Consider the following 14174-nt stretch of genomic DNA (forward strand, 5'->3'; position numbering starts at 1 on the left):
GTCGGTGGTGTGCAGTAGCGTCGCCCCGTTGACCCAACGGTCGAACGAACTCCGACGAAAGAACGTGCATTGAGAAGCGCTGTCATACGCCGGGCCTGCGCGGCCGGCGTCGCCGTCCTGTCGCTGACCCTGCTGGCCGGCTGCTCGGACTCCGGCGGGACCGGGAACGAGTCGGGCAAGGGCGGCTCGGGCTCCGCGGGGGAGAAGAAGGCGCCCGCCCTGTCCGCCGCGGACCTGGAGAAGGTCGTGCTGAAGGACGGTGACGTCAAGGGCCACAAGGTCACCGCCCCCACGGTCACCGTCGAGCAGAAGGACATCAAGGCCGAGGACGAGGCGTGCGCGCCGCTGTCGTACGCGGCGATCGGCTCGGTCGTCGACCGGCCCGCCGCCACCGTCCAGCGCGAGACGGCGAGCGTGCCGAACGCCGCGGACCCCAAGAGCCTCGACGTCACCCGCACCCTGATCCGTCTGTCCTCCTACGAGGGCGACGGCGCCGAGGCCGCGCTGGACTCCCTGACCAAGTCGGCGGACGCCTGCGCCAAGGGCTTCAAGGTCACCGCCGACGGCACGGACCAGCAGGTCACCAAGGTCACGAAGACCGAGGCCCCCGGTGGCGCCGACGAGGCGGTGGCCCTCGACATCGTCTCCGAGGCCGAGGAGGCCAAGGTCCCGATGAAGGTCGTCGTGGTCCGCAAGGGCGCCACGGTGGCCTACTTCACCGCGCTGAACATCGGATCCCTCGCCACGGGCAAGGACTTCGACTTCCCGGCCGAGATCGCCGACGCGCAGATCGCCAAGCTGGCCTGACGGCCCGCCGGGCGACCACGCTCGTACGGATATGCCCGCGCCCCCGGAGGCTTCGCCTTCCGGGGGCGCGGGGCTGTCCGGCCTAGGCCAGGCCCGGACCGCGGACCGGGATGGTGGTGAACGTCGGGGCGGGCGCCGGGTCCTTGAAGAAGTCGTTGCCCTTGTCGTCGACGACGATGAACGCCGGGAAGTCCTCGACCTCGATCTTCCAGACGGCCTCCATGCCGAGTTCCTCGTACTCGACGACCTCGACCTTCTTGATGCAGTCCTGGGCGAGACGGGCGGCCGGGCCGCCGATGGAGCCCAGGTAGAAGCCGCCGTGCGTGCCGCAGGCGTCGGTGACCTGCTGGGAGCGGTTGCCCTTCGCCAGCATCACCTTGGAACCGCCCGCCGCCTGGAACTGCTCCACGTAGGAGTCCATGCGGCCGGCCGTCGTCGGGCCGAAGGAACCGGAGGCGTACCCCTCGGGCGTCTTCGCCGGGCCCGCGTAGTACACCGGGTGGTCCTTCAGGTACTGCGGCATCTCCTCGCCCGCGTCCAGCCGCTCCTTGATCTTGGCGTGCGCGATGTCGCGGGCCACGACCAGCGGACCGGACAGCGACAGCCGGGTCTTCACCGGGTACTTGGTCAGCTCGGCGAGGATCGACTCCATCGGCTGGTTGAGGTCGATCTTCACCACGTCGCCGGCCTCGTCGAGGTGCTCGTCGGTGGTTTCCGGCAGGAACCGCGCCGGGTCCGTCTCCAGCTGCTCCAGGAAGACGCCCTCGGCGGTGATCTTCGCAACCGCCTGGCGGTCGGCGGAGCAGGACACGGCGATCGCGACGGGGCAGGACGCGCCGTGCCGGGGCAGGCGCACCACGCGCACGTCGTGGCAGAAGTACTTGCCGCCGAACTGCGCGCCGATGCCGATCCTCTGCGTCAGCTCGAAGACCTTCTCCTCCAGCTCCTTGTCGCGGAAGCCGTGGCCGAGCGGCGACCCCTCGGCGGGGATCTCGTCCAGGTAGTGCGCGGAGGCGTACTTGGCGGTCTTCAGCGCGTACTCGGCGGACGTGCCGCCCACGACGATCGCGAGGTGGTACGGCGGGCAGGCGGCCGTGCCCAGCGAACGGATCTTCTCCTCCAGGAACTTCATCATGGAGGCCTCGTTCAGGACGGCCTTCGTCTCCTGGTAGAGGAACGACTTGTTGGCGGAGCCGCCGCCCTTGGCCATGAACAGGAACTTGTACGCGCCGCCGTCCGTCGCGTACAGCTCGATCTGGGCCGGGAGGTTGGAGCCGGTGTTCTTCTCCTCCCACATGGTGAGGGGAGCCATCTGCGAGTAGCGCAGGTTCAGCTTGGTGTACGCGTCGTAGATGCCCTGGGACAGCGCCTTCTCGTCGCCGCCCTCGGTGAGGACGTTCTGCCCGCGCTTGCCCATGACGATCGCCGTGCCGGTGTCCTGGCACATCGGCAGGACGCCCGCCGCCGCGATGTTCGCGTTCTTCAGCAGGTCCAGCGCGACGAACTTGTCGTTGCTCGACGCCTCCGGGTCGTCGATGATCCGGCGCAGCTGCGCCAGGTGGGCCGGGCGCAGATAGTGCTGGATGTCGTGGATGGCCTCGGCGGCCAGCTTGCGCAGGGCCTCCGGCTCCACCTTGAGGAAGGTGCGTCCGTCGGCCTCGAAGGTGGAGACACCCTCGGAGGTCACCAGCCGGTACGGAGTGGTGTCCTCTCCCATGGGGAGCAGATCGGTGTACTCGAACTCAGGCATCGGTGCCCATTCCTCACTAGACAGGCTGACTCTCAGGCGCGGCTCGCCTCCGGGGCGCCCAAGCCTGTGGCACACCGGCGGCCGGCCTCCATCGGCGGCGCCCACCAGCGTAGGACCTGCCGTCGGCGGCGGGCTTGTGAGGTAAGGCTCAGTTCCACCCCGACGGGGTCTATCGCGATCTATCGTGTGTGGGTACGCTGCTGCCGTGGACCTTCAGAAGCAGACCGGGGCGCGCGTCGCCGCCGCCGAGTTGCGTGCCTCGGACGCCGACCGTGACCGCATCACCGACATCCTTCGGGACGCCCTCGCCGAGGGGCGCCTGACCGCCGAGGAGCACGCCGAGCGGGTCGAGGGCGTGCTGGCCGCCAAGACGGTCGGCGAACTGGACGTGTTCATCCGGGACCTGCCCGCCGCGCACAAGCCGTCGGCGTACGCGCCGCCGTCCTCCGTGCCCAACCGCCCCACCCCGGGCGCCATCCCCGTCGACGCGGACGAGCGTCTGCTGGCGGTCTTCAGCTCCTCGGTCCGCAAGGGCCGCTGGCGAGCGGGCCGCCGCATCCACGCGTACGCCGTGTTCGGCAGCGTGGAGATAGACCTCAGCGAGGCCCTCTTCGAGCACCGCCAGGTGATGATCAGGGCCGTCTCCCTCTTCGGCAGCGTGGAGATCCGCGTCCCGGAGAACGTCTCCCTGCGCGGCAGCGGCGGCGGTGTCCTCGGCTCCTTCGAGGTCGACAACCTGGACTCCGGCGAACCGGACGCGCCCGTGGTCTACGTGGACGGCTTCGCCGTGCTCGGCAGCGTCGAGGCCAGGCCCAGGCGCGGCAAGATGATCGCCGACCTCCTCGGCCGCGTCACCGATCATGTCGCCCGCAAGGTCGACGGCAGTTTGCGCAAACACCTGGACCGTTGACGCTTGTGAAGTGGATCGCTCCCGGAGCGTTCCCGAAGGTGTCCGGTCCGCTTGTGACCGCTTGGTGAGGTCCGGAAGTCCGGCGGTTGGGGACTCAGTGCATAGGCCCGCGCACAGCGGGTAGGGCTTGCTGCATCGTCTCTCGCTCGCGAAGCCGTCGTCAGGAGTAGACCGTGCTGCAACCGCCGCATTCGTCCCTGCAGGTCGCTGCCGTTCCGCCCCAGCGGGTGCCTGTGCGAGACAGGGATCAGGACGCCCCGTGGCATACGGAGGCCGTGTGCCGGCGTGACGAGGCCGGGCTGTTCTTCGCCCCCTCCAAGGAACCCACCGCGGCCCGGCTCTCCCGCGAGGAGGCCGCCAAGCGCGTCTGCGCCCGCTGTCCCGTCATGGTCGAGTGCCGGGAACACGCACTCCTGCAACCGGAGCCGTACGGCGTCTGGGGCGGCCTCACCGCGGCGGAACGCCGCGTGGTGCTCGCCCGAAGGCGCCGCCGGGACCTGGAGTTGAAGAAGGCGGCCCGGGCAGCGGGGACGATAGCGGCGGCCGGCTAGCCCCCCCCACACGCGCGAAAGGCGCCCTCTTCCGCACAAGAGGGCGCCTTCGCAGTGCCGCCGGGGGTGGGCGCTTCGAGCGAGGGCGCCTCACCTCCCGACCCTCCGACCGGCGGGGCTACTTCGCCTTCTCGAAGTCGATGGAGCTGTACGCGCGCAGCTTGCTCAGCCGGTGCACCGAGTCGATCCGCCGCACCGTCCCCGACTTCGACCGCATCACGATCGAGTCGGTCGTCGCGGTCTCCGACCGGTACCGCACGCCCCGCAGCAGCTCGCCGTCGGTGATCCCCGTGGCGACGAAGAACACGTTCTCCCCGGACACCAGGTCGTCCGTCGTCAGCACCCGGTCGAGGTCGTGCCCCGCGTCGATCGCGCGCTGCCGCTCCTCGTCGTCCTTCGGCCACAACTTGCCCTGGATCGTGCCGCCGAGGCACTTCACCGCGCAGGCCGAGATGATGCCCTCGGGCGTTCCGCCGATGCCGAGCAGCATGTCGACCCCGGTGCCCTCCCGCAGCGCCAGGATCGAGCCCGCGACATCACCGTCCGAGATCAGCTTGATGCGCGCCCCGGTCTCCCGGATCTCGTTGATGATGCCCTCGTGCCGCGGCCGGTCGAGGATGACGACCGTGACGTCCTCGGGCGTGGACCGCTTCGCCTTGGCCACCCGGCGGATGTTCACCGAGATCGGCGCGTTGATGTCGACGAAGTCGGCGGCCTCGGGGCCGGTCACGAGCTTGTCCATGTAGAAGACGGCCGACGGGTCGAACATCGTGCCCCGGTCGGCCGCCGCGAGCACGGCGATCGCGTTGGTCATGCCCTTGGCCGTCAGCGTGGTGCCGTCGATCGGGTCCACGGCGATGTCGCACTCCGGGCCGGTCCCGTCACCGACGCGCTCCCCGTTGAAGAGCATCGGGGCCTCGTCCTTCTCGCCCTCACCGATGACGACGACGCCGTTCATCGAGACGGTGGAGACGAGGGTCCGCATGGCGCGTACGGCGGCGCCGTCCGCGCCGTTCTTGTCCCCGCGGCCGACCCAGCGGCCCGCGGCCATCGCGGCCGCCTCGGTCACCCGTACGAGCTCCAGGGCGAGGTTCCGGTCGGGAGCCTCGGAGGGGACTTCGAGCTCGGACGGCAAATGATGGTTCTCGGTCATCGGAGCGCACCTTTCTGATACGACGACGGCCGGATGAGGGTTCGGGCCGACTCTATCGTCAGGCTGACAAATTGAGCAGGGGACCCCACGGATGAGCGGACCGGTGCACCTGCGACGATGAGGACGTGGCAGGTACGAAAGGCAAGCAGACCGTTCGCGATATGGTCCTCTCCCTGGGGCTCATCGTGCTCGCGGCCTGGGTCATCTATCTCTTCATCCCGCACGACGAGACCGAGCAGGAGCTCAAGCGTGTCGACTACCGCGTCGAGCTGCTCACGGCACGCCGCGCCGCCTCCTACCCGGTGGCCGCGCCCGTAGGCCTGCCCGAGACCTGGAAGGCGACCTCCGTCCGCTTCAGCGGCGCCGACTCCGACCACTGGCACCTCGGGTTCCACGCTCCCGACGGCCAGTACGTGGCCGTCGAGCAGTCCGCCGGGAAGCCGTCCCGGTTCATCCCGGACGCCACCCAGGACGCGAAGAAGACCGGCGCCACCCAGGAGATCGGCGGCGAGACCTGGACCCGCTACGAGGGCGACCGCTACGACGCCCTCGTCCTGCGGAGCGAGGGGTCGACCACCGTCGTCGCGGGCAGCGCGTCGTTCGAGGAGCTGACGAAGATGGCACGGGCCCTGCGGACGGAGTGACGCGCCTGCGCACAGGCACACGAAGAGGGCCCCCGGCAGTCGCGCCGGGGGCCCTCTCCGTGTCGTGCCCGAGGACTCAGACGGTCGTGATGACGTCGTCGTAGGCAAGGCGCGGGGAGCGCGGGTAGGAGGCGCCCTCGCCCGGCTTGCCGATGTTGACGACCATCAGCGGGGTGTGGTCGTCGTCCAGGAACTCCTTCTGGACGCCGGCGGCGTCGAAGCCGGTCATCGGGCCGGCGGCGAGCCCCGCGGCGCGGACGCCGATGATGAAGTACGCGGCCTGCAGGGCGGCGTTCAGTCCGGCGGCGGCCTCACGGGCCGGGCGCTCGGCGAAGAAGAGGTCCTTGGCCTGCGGGAACGCCGGGAACAGGGTCGGCAGCTCCTCGTGGAACTCGTTGTCCGCGGCGAGAATCGCGACCAGCGGGGCGGCGGCGGTCTTGGCCTGGTTGCCCTCGGCCATGTGCGCCACCAGACGCTCGCGGGCCTCGGCGGAGCGGACCAGGACGATGCGCAGCGGGGTCTGGTTGAAGGCGGTGGGGCCGTACTTGACCAGGTCGTAGATCGCCTGCACCTGCTCCTCGGTGACCGGCTCGTCGGTGAACGCGTTGGCGGTGTGCGCCTCACGGAAGAGCAGGTCCTGGGCGGCGGGGTCGAGAACGAGAGACATGGAACAACCTTCGTAGGACGTGCGCTGACGACCTCGAAGGTACGCAATGGAAGTTCAAGGTTCAACCAAAAAGAGCCCCTGAGTGATCCGCTTCACAAGAACCAGGTCACAAGGGCGGTGTCAGCCCCGGCCGTCGTCGCCGGAGGTGCCCGACTCCTCTTCCTCCGCGAGGGCCGCGTCCAGCCGGGCACGGGCGCCGTCCAGCCAGCGGCGGCACACCTTCGCCAGTTCCTCCCCGCGCTCCCACAGGGCGAGGGACTCCTCCAGCGTCGTACCGCCCGCCTCCAGCCGCCGGACGACCTCGATCAGCTCGTCACGCGCCTGCTCGTAGCCGAGGGCACGGTCGGCCTCGGACGCTCCGGCCGCCCCGCCCGCCACGGTCGTCTCCTCGGCCTCGCTCACGTTGCTGGTCATGCGGCCCACCTTATGCGTCCCCTCCGACAGTGCCCTCGACAGTGCCCTCGACCCGGACGGCGAACTCGCCCTCCGCCACCCGCGCGCGCAACGGCTCCTCGGCCGTGACCTCCTCGGGCGCCCGCACCACGTGCCCGTCCGCCCGCTGGAGCACCGCGTACCCCCGCTTCAGGGTCGCGGCGGGGGAGAGCGCCACCACGCGCGCGTGCGTGTGCGTCAGCTCCGAGACGGCCCGGTCCAGATGGTGGCCCAGGCAGCGCCGCCCCCGGTCGAGCAGCGACGCCACCTGGTCGGCCCGCTCGTCGATCATGCGGTGCGGATCCTCTATCGAGGGACGCGCCAAGGCATGCGCGAGCCCCCGCTCCTCCCGCTCCACCAACGCCTCCACGCACCGCCGCGCCCGGTCCCGCAGCCACCGCACCCGCTCGTACTCCTCGCCGACGTCCGGCACGACCTTCTTGGCCGCGTCGGTCGGCGTGGACGCCCGCAGGTCCGCGACATAGTCCAGCAGCGGGGTGTCCGGCTCGTGCCCGATCGCCGACACCACCGGCGTACGACAGGACGCGACCGCCCGGACGAGCTGCTCGTCGGAGAACGGCAGCAGGTCCTCCACGCTGCCGCCGCCGCGGGCCACGACGATGACGTCCACGCCCTCCATCGCGTCCAGCTCCTTCACCGCCTGCACCACCTGCGGTACGGCGTGCACACCCTGCACGGCGACGTTGCGCACCTCGAAGCGGACAGCCGGCCAGCGGTGCCGGGCGTTCTCCAGGACGTCCCGCTCGGCCGCGGAGGCCCGGCCGCACACCAGCCCGATCAGCTGCGGCAGGAACGGCAGCGCCTTCTTCCGCTCCGGCGCGAACAGCCCCTCCGCAGCCAGCGACTTCTTCAGCTGCTCCAGCCGGGCGAGCAACTCGCCCACCCCGACCGGCTTTATCTCGGTGGCCCGCAGCGACAGCTGCCCGCGCGGCGCGTACCACTCGGGCTTCGCGTGCACGACGACCCGGGCGCCCTCGCTGACGACGTCCGCGATCGCGTCGAACACCTGCCGGTAGCAGGTGACGCTCACGGAGATGTCGTGCGACGGGTCCCGGAGCGTGAGGAAGACGACGCCGGCGCCCGGACGCCGCGACAACTGCGTGATCTGCCCCTCGACCCACACGGTGCCGAGCCGGTCGATCCAGCCGCCGATGAGCCGGGAGACCTCGCCGACGGGGAGGGGGGCGTCGGCGGATGTGTGGAGAGCCATGTGGGGAGCGTAACGGGGGGTGCCGACAGCGCCTTATGGCTCGGGGGTGCGGGTGGTTCTTGGCGGGTGCGGGTGCGTGGTTCTTGGCGGGTGCGGGTGCGCGGGGGTTGTTCGCGCAGTTCCCCGCGCCCCTGAAAGGCGCCCGGGGCTGCGCCCGTGCTTTTCGACGGCGCCATCCCGCTGAAGGCCGGGCCGCAGGCCCGGGCCTTCAGGGGCGCGGGGAACTGCGCGAGAAACCACACACCACGCGCACGCACCCACGAACACGCACCCCCGAGCTCTCCCCCGCTCCACGGCGGAGCCCTCCGCAGGGGACCCCCTACGATGGGTGCATGACCGCTTCGCCTGGCCGCCGCCGTGTCCTCCTCGCCGCTCCGCGCGGCTACTGCGCGGGTGTCGACCGTGCCGTGATCGCCGTGGAGAAGGCCCTTGAGCAGTACGGGGCCCCGATCTACGTCCGCCACGAGATCGTCCACAACAAGTACGTCGTGCAGACCCTGGAGAAGAAGGGCGCCATCTTCGTCGAGCAGACCGAAGAGGTCCCCGAGGGCAACATCGTGATGTTCTCGGCGCACGGCGTGGCCCCCACGGTCCACGAGGAGGCGCAGCGCGGCAGGCTCGCCACCATCGACGCGACCTGCCCCCTGGTCACCAAGGTCCACAAGGAAGCGATCCGGTACGCGGGCGAGGACTTCGACATCCTGCTGATCGGCCACGAGGGCCACGAGGAGGTCATCGGCACCTCCGGCGAGGCCCCGGACCACATCCAGCTCGTCGACGGCCCCGGTGACGTCGAGAAGGTCGAGGTCCGCGACCCGTCGAAGGTCGTCTGGCTGTCCCAGACCACGCTGTCCGTCGACGAGACGATGGAGACCGTCGGCGCCCTCAAGGAGAAGTTCCCGCTGCTCGTCTCCCCGCCGAGCGACGACATCTGCTACGCCACGCAGAACCGTCAGCTCGCCGTGAAGCAGATGGGCGCGGAGGCGGAACTGGTCATCGTCGTCGGCTCCCGCAACTCCTCCAACTCCAAGCGGCTCGTCGAGGTCGCCAAGCTCGCCGGCTCCCGCGAGGCGTACCTCGTGGACTTCGCGAGCGAGATCGACGAGGCCTGGCTGGAGGGCGTGGAGACCGTCGGCGTCACCTCGGGCGCCTCCGTGCCGGAGGTCCTCGTCGAGGAGGTCCTGGAGTGGCTCTCCCAGCGGGGCTACGAGGATGTCGAGCTGGTCAAGGCCGCCGAGGAGTCGATCACGTTCTCGCTGCCGAAGGAACTGCGCCGCGACCTGCGTGAGGAGGCGGCCGCCCTGGTCGCCGAGCGCACCGGACAGGGTGCCGCCGGCGCCTGAGCCCCCTTCGTCCCGCGCGTACGGCCCCGGAACGTGAAGGTTCCGGGGCCGTACGCGTACGAGGAGGTGAGGGTTCCGGGGCCGAGGGGCGGCCTGGTGGCCCCCGGCCGTGACTGTCAGTCGTACGACGTAACGTAGGGCCATGCACATCTTCGGCGTGGACATCGGTGGATCCGGGATCAAGGGCGCTCCCGTGGACCTGGACCTGGGCGACCTGGCGGACGAGCGGTACAAGGTGCTGACCCCGCACCCGGCGACGCCCGACGCGGTGGCCGACGGGGTGAAGGAGGTCGTCGACCACTTCGGCTGGACCGGCCCGGTCGGCATCACCTTCCCCGGCGTGGTCACGGGCGGCGCCATGATCCGTACGGCGGCCAATGTGGACAAGGGCTGGATCGACGTCGACGCGCGGGCCCTGCTCGGCGACCGGCTCGGCGGCCTGCCGGTCACCGTGGTGAACGACGCGGACGCGGCGGGCGTCGCCGAGGTGCAGTTCGGCGCCGGGCGCGACCGTCAGGGCACCGTCATCATGCTGACCTTCGGTACGGGCATCGGCAGCGCCGTCTTCTGCGACGGCGTCCTCGTCCCCAACACTGAGCTGGGCCACCTGGAGCTGGGCGGCCACGACGCGGAGACCCGCGCCTCCACGAAGGCGAAGGAGGACCACGATCTGACCTGGGAGCACTGGGCCAAGCGCGTCACCAAGTACCTCGCGCATGTGGAGATGCTGTTCTCCCCGGAGCTCTTCATCATCGGCGGCGGCGTCAGCCGCAAGTCCCACAAGTTCCTACACCTGATCGAGGGCATCCAGGCCGAGATCGTCCCGGCCCAGCTCCAGAACAACGCGGGCATCGTGGGCGCGGCGATGCGGGCGGCGAAGGCCGGCTGACGGGGCGGGGCCCTTTGGGAGGCCCGAGGCAGGGCTCGACGGAGGGCTCGCTTCGGCGGGTGCCATCGGAGAGGGCTCGACCGGTGGGGGCGTGGTCCCGTCCGAGAGGGTGGGTCGGGGCCTCAGGAGCCGCGGGGCGCCGTGCGGCGGGGCTGGGCCGGTGGCCTCGGGGACCTGGATCGGTCCGGGGCGTGGTCGTACGAGGGGCGAGGCCGATCGCCGGCACCGGCTGTCCCGGACCGACCGTGCCCTCGGGACGCCTCCGCTTCTCGGTACGGCGCCGCTCCCCGAGGCACAGCAGCTCCTTCGGGCACCGCCGCTCCTCGGGACGCCTCGGCCTCCCTGCCTTCCCCCCGCCCTCTGCTCCGCTCCCGGGCCATGTCCCCGTCCCGCTCGGCCGCCCGCCGGGCCATCAGCCGCAGCTTGCGCACGGTCACGATGAGGCCGGCGACGAGCGTGCCGCCGTAGAGCCAGCCCGCCGCCATCGCGAGGGCGGTGACCAGGCCCATCAGATACCCGGCGGGTCCGCCGTCGCCCCCGGCGATCGGCGGCAGCCCGGCAGCGAAGCCGATGGGCACGACCACCGGCCCGCTCGCGAGGTCACCCCGCCGCACCCACACCGCGGTCAAGGCGCTGACCGGCAGGAACAGCACCCCGTACAGGGTGAGCGACGCGCTGAACAGCAGTCGGTCGAGACAGGCGAGCGCGAACATCGACACCGCGCAGAACAGTCCGCCGCCCAGCCCGGTGAGCCGGGGGTTCGGCATCCGGCGCACGGCGCGGGCGACGCGTCGCACGGCTCGGACCGGGGCGGGGACGGGCCCGCGCGCGACCGGGGCACGACGCGCCGCCCCCGCGCCGCCGCGCTCCCGGCCGCCTCTGGCCATCTGTGGCGGAAGGGGAGTGCCACGCTGCGGTCCGGTCCGAGGGGGATGCGTCCTGTGCTGCTCCACTCGACCAACCTAGGTCGGTTAATGTGCCGAATGGGTTCACAGACACGCCGTCGAGGGGACCTTGGCCAAGCGTTCGATACGTCGCCGGGCGGGGCGCGGGCACGCCGTAAACTGGGGGACCGGCCAGCCCTCTGGCCCCTGGGGCGCGATCCGCGGGACCGCACCCCCAGGCCCCGCCGCCCCAGGCCACCGGCCGCCTGGCCCTCCTACGTACGGGAAGTCGCAAACGTGTCGCTCACGATCGGAATCGTCGGTCTGCCCAACGTCGGCAAGTCGACCCTGTTCAACGCCCTGACCAAGAACGACGTGCTGGCGGCCAACTACCCGTTCGCCACGATCGAGCCGAACGTCGGTGTCGTCGGCGTCCCGGACGAGCGCCTGACGAAGCTGGCGGAGATCTTCGGGTCGCAGCGCGTCCTCCCGGCGACCGTCGACTTCGTCGACATCGCGGGCATCGTGCGCGGCGCCAGCGAGGGCGAGGGCCTCGGCAACAAGTTCCTGGCGAACATCCGTGAGTCCGACGCGATCTGCCAGGTCATCCGTGCCTTCAAGGACGAGAACGTCGTCCACGTCGACGGCAAGGTCTCGCCCAAGGACGACATCGAGACGATCAACACCGAGCTGATTCTCGCCGACCTCCAGACCATCGAGAAGGTCCTGCCGCGCCTCCAGAAGGAGTCGCGCATCAAGAAGGACATCGCGCCGAAGGTCAAGGCCGTCGAGGAGGCGAAGGAGATCCTGGAGAAGGGCGACACCCTCTTCGCGCACGGCATCGTCCAGGGCAGCGAGCGCAACGAGCTGCTGCACGACCTGCACCTGCTCACCACCAAGCCCTTCCTCTACGTCTTCAACGTCGACGAGGAGGAGCTGGTCGACGAGGACTTCAAGAACGAGCAGCGCGCACTGGTCGCCCCCGCCGAGGCGATCTTCCTCAACGCCAAGCTGGAGGCGGACCTCGCCGAGCTGGACGAGGAGGACGCCCTCGAACTCCTCCAGTCCGTCGGCGCCGACGAGCCCGGCCTCGCCACCCTCGCCCGCGTCGGCTTCGACACCCTCGGCCTGCAGACCTATCTGACGGCCGGCCCCAAGGAGTCCCGCGCCTGGACGATCAAGAAGGGCGCCACCGCCCCCGAGGCCGCCGGCGTCATCCACACGGACTTCCAGAAGGGCTTCATCAAGGCCGAGGTCATCTCCTTCGAGGACCTCGTCGAAACGGGCTCGGTCGCCGAGGCCCGCGCCAAGGGCAAGGCCCGCATGGAGGGCAAGGACTACGTGATGCAGGACGGGGACGTGGTGGAGTTCCGCTTCAACGTCTGAGCGAATGAAGTAACACCACGTCGCTGACGTGGCAAACATGCAGGTCAGAAGGGGTCGGGCTGTTGAGAGTCCGACCCCTTCGCCGATTCCGTGCTGGATCGGTGCTGGATATTCTGACCTGGCATCAGGAGTGTTCAGGCGCCGTAGACGGTGGAGCGATGCCCGACGTGTACCACCCACACCACCAGCTCGCCATTGTCGAGCGAGTAGATCACGCGGTAGTCGCCGACCCGTAGGCGGCGGCGGTCGGGCTGGGAGACGAGGGCTGTGGTGTTGAACCCCAGCGGGTCGGTCTCCAACTCGGTCAGCTTGGCCAGAATGCGGAGGGCCATGTCTCGCGGGACCTTGCGGAGCTCGGCCTGAGCCTCTGGTCGAAAGACGGTGCGGTACTCACTCACTGCGCGCCAGCGTCTCCCTCATGATGTCCTCGATCGGGATGCCGGGTGCTGGGTTGGCCATGCGCTCGTCGATGATCCGGTTGATCTCGCGCTCTTCCCACTCCTGGTACTTGCGCAGCACCTCGATGGACACGACAGCGGCGACCTGCTTGCCGCGGCGAGTGATGACGGTGGGCACGTCGTCCCGATCGGCTCGCTCCACGACCTCGGCCAGATGCGCACGGACATCGCGGATGGACTCTATGGGCAGTGGCTGCGTCATGCGCCCAAGGGTACCGAGTGTCCGATGTGTACACAACGATTGGTGACGGGGCGAGCCGCCTCGCCACGGTCGCGCGTCCGATACGTCCGGCTAAACGCCGCCTGAACTGCGACGGAGCGGGTTGAGCGGCCTTTTGCGGCCCGCGCGGAGTCCGCAGTGTGCTGACTTTGGTTCAGCGCGCCGGGGGGGCGGCGGCTACGCCGCTTCGTATGGGTGTAGATGTTCAGCGTCATGGCTGTACGGGTCCAACGTCGGCGAACTCGCCTTGACCCACAGGTCGGCTTCCCGGTCGAGGTGGGCGGTGAGGGTCTCGGCGTCGGCGCGTGCGGGCGGCTGCCGTACAGCCTCGTCACGCAGCTCTCGACCGCATGGCCGTAGCCGACTTCCTAGGGTGCCGGGGCGGCATCGGTCACCTTGTTCCGTGCGGGCTTCGTACGACGGGTCGGCCGAGTCGTCGAGCTGCTGGACGAGTCTCTCGACGTGGGTCGTCATGGGTGGTCCCGGCGCCAGAAGGTGGGGCAGCCACCAGCAGAGCACCGAGCGGTCGGCGGGCCACGGGGCGCGGTTCTCGGCTGACCAGTCCTCGATGGGGTCGCGTGTCAGGTCGATGGGGCGCCAGGCGGGGTCGAGCGGCTCGTCCTCGGCCGGCGGGCGGACGTACCGCCGGCCGTGCTGGTCGCAGGCGCCGAAGTCCTGGTGGTTGCGCTGGGCCTCGATCAGGGAGACCTTGTTCGCCCCGCTGGCCATGGTCGGCCAGCGGAACTGGACTCCGTCGTCCTCCCAGAAGCAGACGGGACAGATCTCGTGGGAGCCGGGCATCTCGTCGAGCACGCGGTGCCCGCAGCACGGGTTCGGTTTCTGCTGATG

General features: G+C 70.3%; 16 protein-coding genes. 7 read left to right on the forward strand and 9 right to left on the reverse strand.

The features are described 5' to 3' along the window. Nucleotides 1–69: 69 nt before the first annotated feature. The gene (locus tag ACZ4Z2_RS10620) at nt 70–807 is read left to right on the forward strand and encodes a hypothetical protein (RefSeq protein WP_468074418.1); all 738 of its coding nucleotides are present in this window, start codon (nt 70–72) and stop codon (nt 805–807) included. A gap of 82 nt (nt 808–889) precedes the next feature. Here ACZ4Z2_RS10620 and ACZ4Z2_RS10625 read toward each other — a convergent pair whose 3' ends face one another. Then, nucleotides 890–2557 carry a fumarate hydratase gene (locus tag ACZ4Z2_RS10625; protein ID WP_468074424.1) on the reverse strand — a complete coding sequence of 556 codons (1668 nt, stop codon included), beginning with the start codon at nt 2555–2557 and terminating at the stop codon, nt 890–892. Nucleotides 2558–2762: 205 nt separating this feature from the next. Here ACZ4Z2_RS10625 and ACZ4Z2_RS10630 point away from each other — a divergent pair, with 205 nt between their 5' ends. Both ACZ4Z2_RS10630 and ACZ4Z2_RS10635 read left to right on the forward strand, forming a co-directional pair. Further along, nucleotides 2763–3467: a DUF1707 SHOCT-like domain-containing protein gene (locus tag ACZ4Z2_RS10630; protein WP_468074426.1), complete on the forward strand. Its 705-nt coding sequence runs from the start codon at nt 2763–2765 to the stop codon at nt 3465–3467. Nucleotides 3468–3640: 173 nt separating this feature from the next. Further along, nucleotides 3641–4018, forward strand: a complete 378-nt coding sequence (locus tag ACZ4Z2_RS10635) for a WhiB family transcriptional regulator (protein ID WP_468074428.1) — start codon at nt 3641–3643, stop codon at nt 4016–4018. A 118-nt stretch (nt 4019–4136) separates the two neighbouring features. Here the strand turns inward: ACZ4Z2_RS10635 and glpX are convergent, their stop codons facing one another. Next, complete coding sequence (glpX, locus tag ACZ4Z2_RS10640) at nt 4137–5171, reverse strand: class II fructose-bisphosphatase (protein WP_099967290.1); 1035 nt, start codon at nt 5169–5171, stop codon at nt 4137–4139. Between the two features lie 125 nt (nt 5172–5296). On the opposite strand from glpX, the gene ACZ4Z2_RS10645 reads away from it, so the two are divergent. Then, entirely contained in the window at nt 5297–5815 is a 519-nt protein-coding gene (locus ACZ4Z2_RS10645; protein ID WP_468074430.1) for a DUF4245 domain-containing protein, read from the forward strand. Nucleotides 5816–5891: 76 nt separating this feature from the next. Here the strand turns inward: ACZ4Z2_RS10645 and ACZ4Z2_RS10650 are convergent, their stop codons facing one another. From ACZ4Z2_RS10650 to xseA, 3 genes are all read right to left on the reverse strand, one after another. Beyond that, nucleotides 5892–6482, reverse strand: a complete 591-nt coding sequence (locus ACZ4Z2_RS10650; RefSeq protein WP_468074432.1) for a malonic semialdehyde reductase — start codon at nt 6480–6482, stop codon at nt 5892–5894. A gap of 120 nt (nt 6483–6602) precedes the next feature. After that, nucleotides 6603–6896, reverse strand: a complete 294-nt coding sequence (locus ACZ4Z2_RS10655; RefSeq protein WP_468074434.1) for an exodeoxyribonuclease VII small subunit — start codon at nt 6894–6896, stop codon at nt 6603–6605. Nucleotides 6897–6906: 10 nt separating this feature from the next. Then, on the reverse strand, nt 6907–8145 hold the full coding sequence (gene xseA / locus ACZ4Z2_RS10660; RefSeq protein ID WP_468074436.1) for an exodeoxyribonuclease VII large subunit: 1239 nt from the start codon (nt 8143–8145) through the stop codon (nt 6907–6909). Between the two features lie 332 nt (nt 8146–8477). Between xseA and ACZ4Z2_RS10665 the strand changes: the two genes are divergently transcribed. Together ACZ4Z2_RS10665 and ppgK are read left to right on the forward strand one after the other, a co-directional pair. Next, a complete protein-coding gene (locus tag ACZ4Z2_RS10665) occupies nt 8478–9488 on the forward strand; it encodes a 4-hydroxy-3-methylbut-2-enyl diphosphate reductase (RefSeq protein WP_107463321.1) in 1011 nt (336 codons plus the stop codon). Nucleotides 9489–9630: 142 nt separating this feature from the next. After that, the gene (gene ppgK / locus ACZ4Z2_RS10670) at nt 9631–10377 is read left to right on the forward strand and encodes a polyphosphate--glucose phosphotransferase (protein ID WP_468074438.1); all 747 of its coding nucleotides are present in this window, start codon (nt 9631–9633) and stop codon (nt 10375–10377) included. Nucleotides 10378–10499: 122 nt separating this feature from the next. On the opposite strand, the gene ACZ4Z2_RS10675 is transcribed toward ppgK, so the two are convergent. After that, a complete protein-coding gene (locus tag ACZ4Z2_RS10675) occupies nt 10500–11174 on the reverse strand; it encodes a DUF6542 domain-containing protein (protein ID WP_468074440.1) in 675 nt (224 codons plus the stop codon). A 384-nt stretch (nt 11175–11558) separates the two neighbouring features. Here ACZ4Z2_RS10675 and ychF point away from each other — a divergent pair, with 384 nt between their 5' ends. Continuing rightward, the gene (gene ychF / locus ACZ4Z2_RS10680) at nt 11559–12647 is read left to right on the forward strand and encodes a redox-regulated ATPase YchF (RefSeq protein WP_468074442.1); all 1089 of its coding nucleotides are present in this window, start codon (nt 11559–11561) and stop codon (nt 12645–12647) included. A 134-nt stretch (nt 12648–12781) separates the two neighbouring features. Here ychF and ACZ4Z2_RS10685 read toward each other — a convergent pair whose 3' ends face one another. From ACZ4Z2_RS10685 to ACZ4Z2_RS10695, 3 genes are all read right to left on the reverse strand, one after another. After that, nucleotides 12782–13045, reverse strand: a complete 264-nt coding sequence (locus ACZ4Z2_RS10685; protein WP_468074444.1) for a type II toxin-antitoxin system RelE family toxin — start codon at nt 13043–13045, stop codon at nt 12782–12784. Continuing rightward, nucleotides 13038–13307: a type II toxin-antitoxin system Phd/YefM family antitoxin gene (locus ACZ4Z2_RS10690; RefSeq protein ID WP_100828042.1), complete on the reverse strand. Its 270-nt coding sequence runs from the start codon at nt 13305–13307 to the stop codon at nt 13038–13040. Before ACZ4Z2_RS10690 ends, ACZ4Z2_RS10685 begins: the two co-directional genes overlap by 8 nt. Nucleotides 13308–13502: 195 nt before the next feature. Next, complete coding sequence (locus ACZ4Z2_RS10695) at nt 13503–14138, reverse strand: CPCC family cysteine-rich protein (protein WP_468074446.1); 636 nt, start codon at nt 14136–14138, stop codon at nt 13503–13505. Nucleotides 14139–14174: the final 36 nt, after the last annotated feature.

This window comes from Streptomyces sp. NPDC030183, from assembly GCF_055573455.1.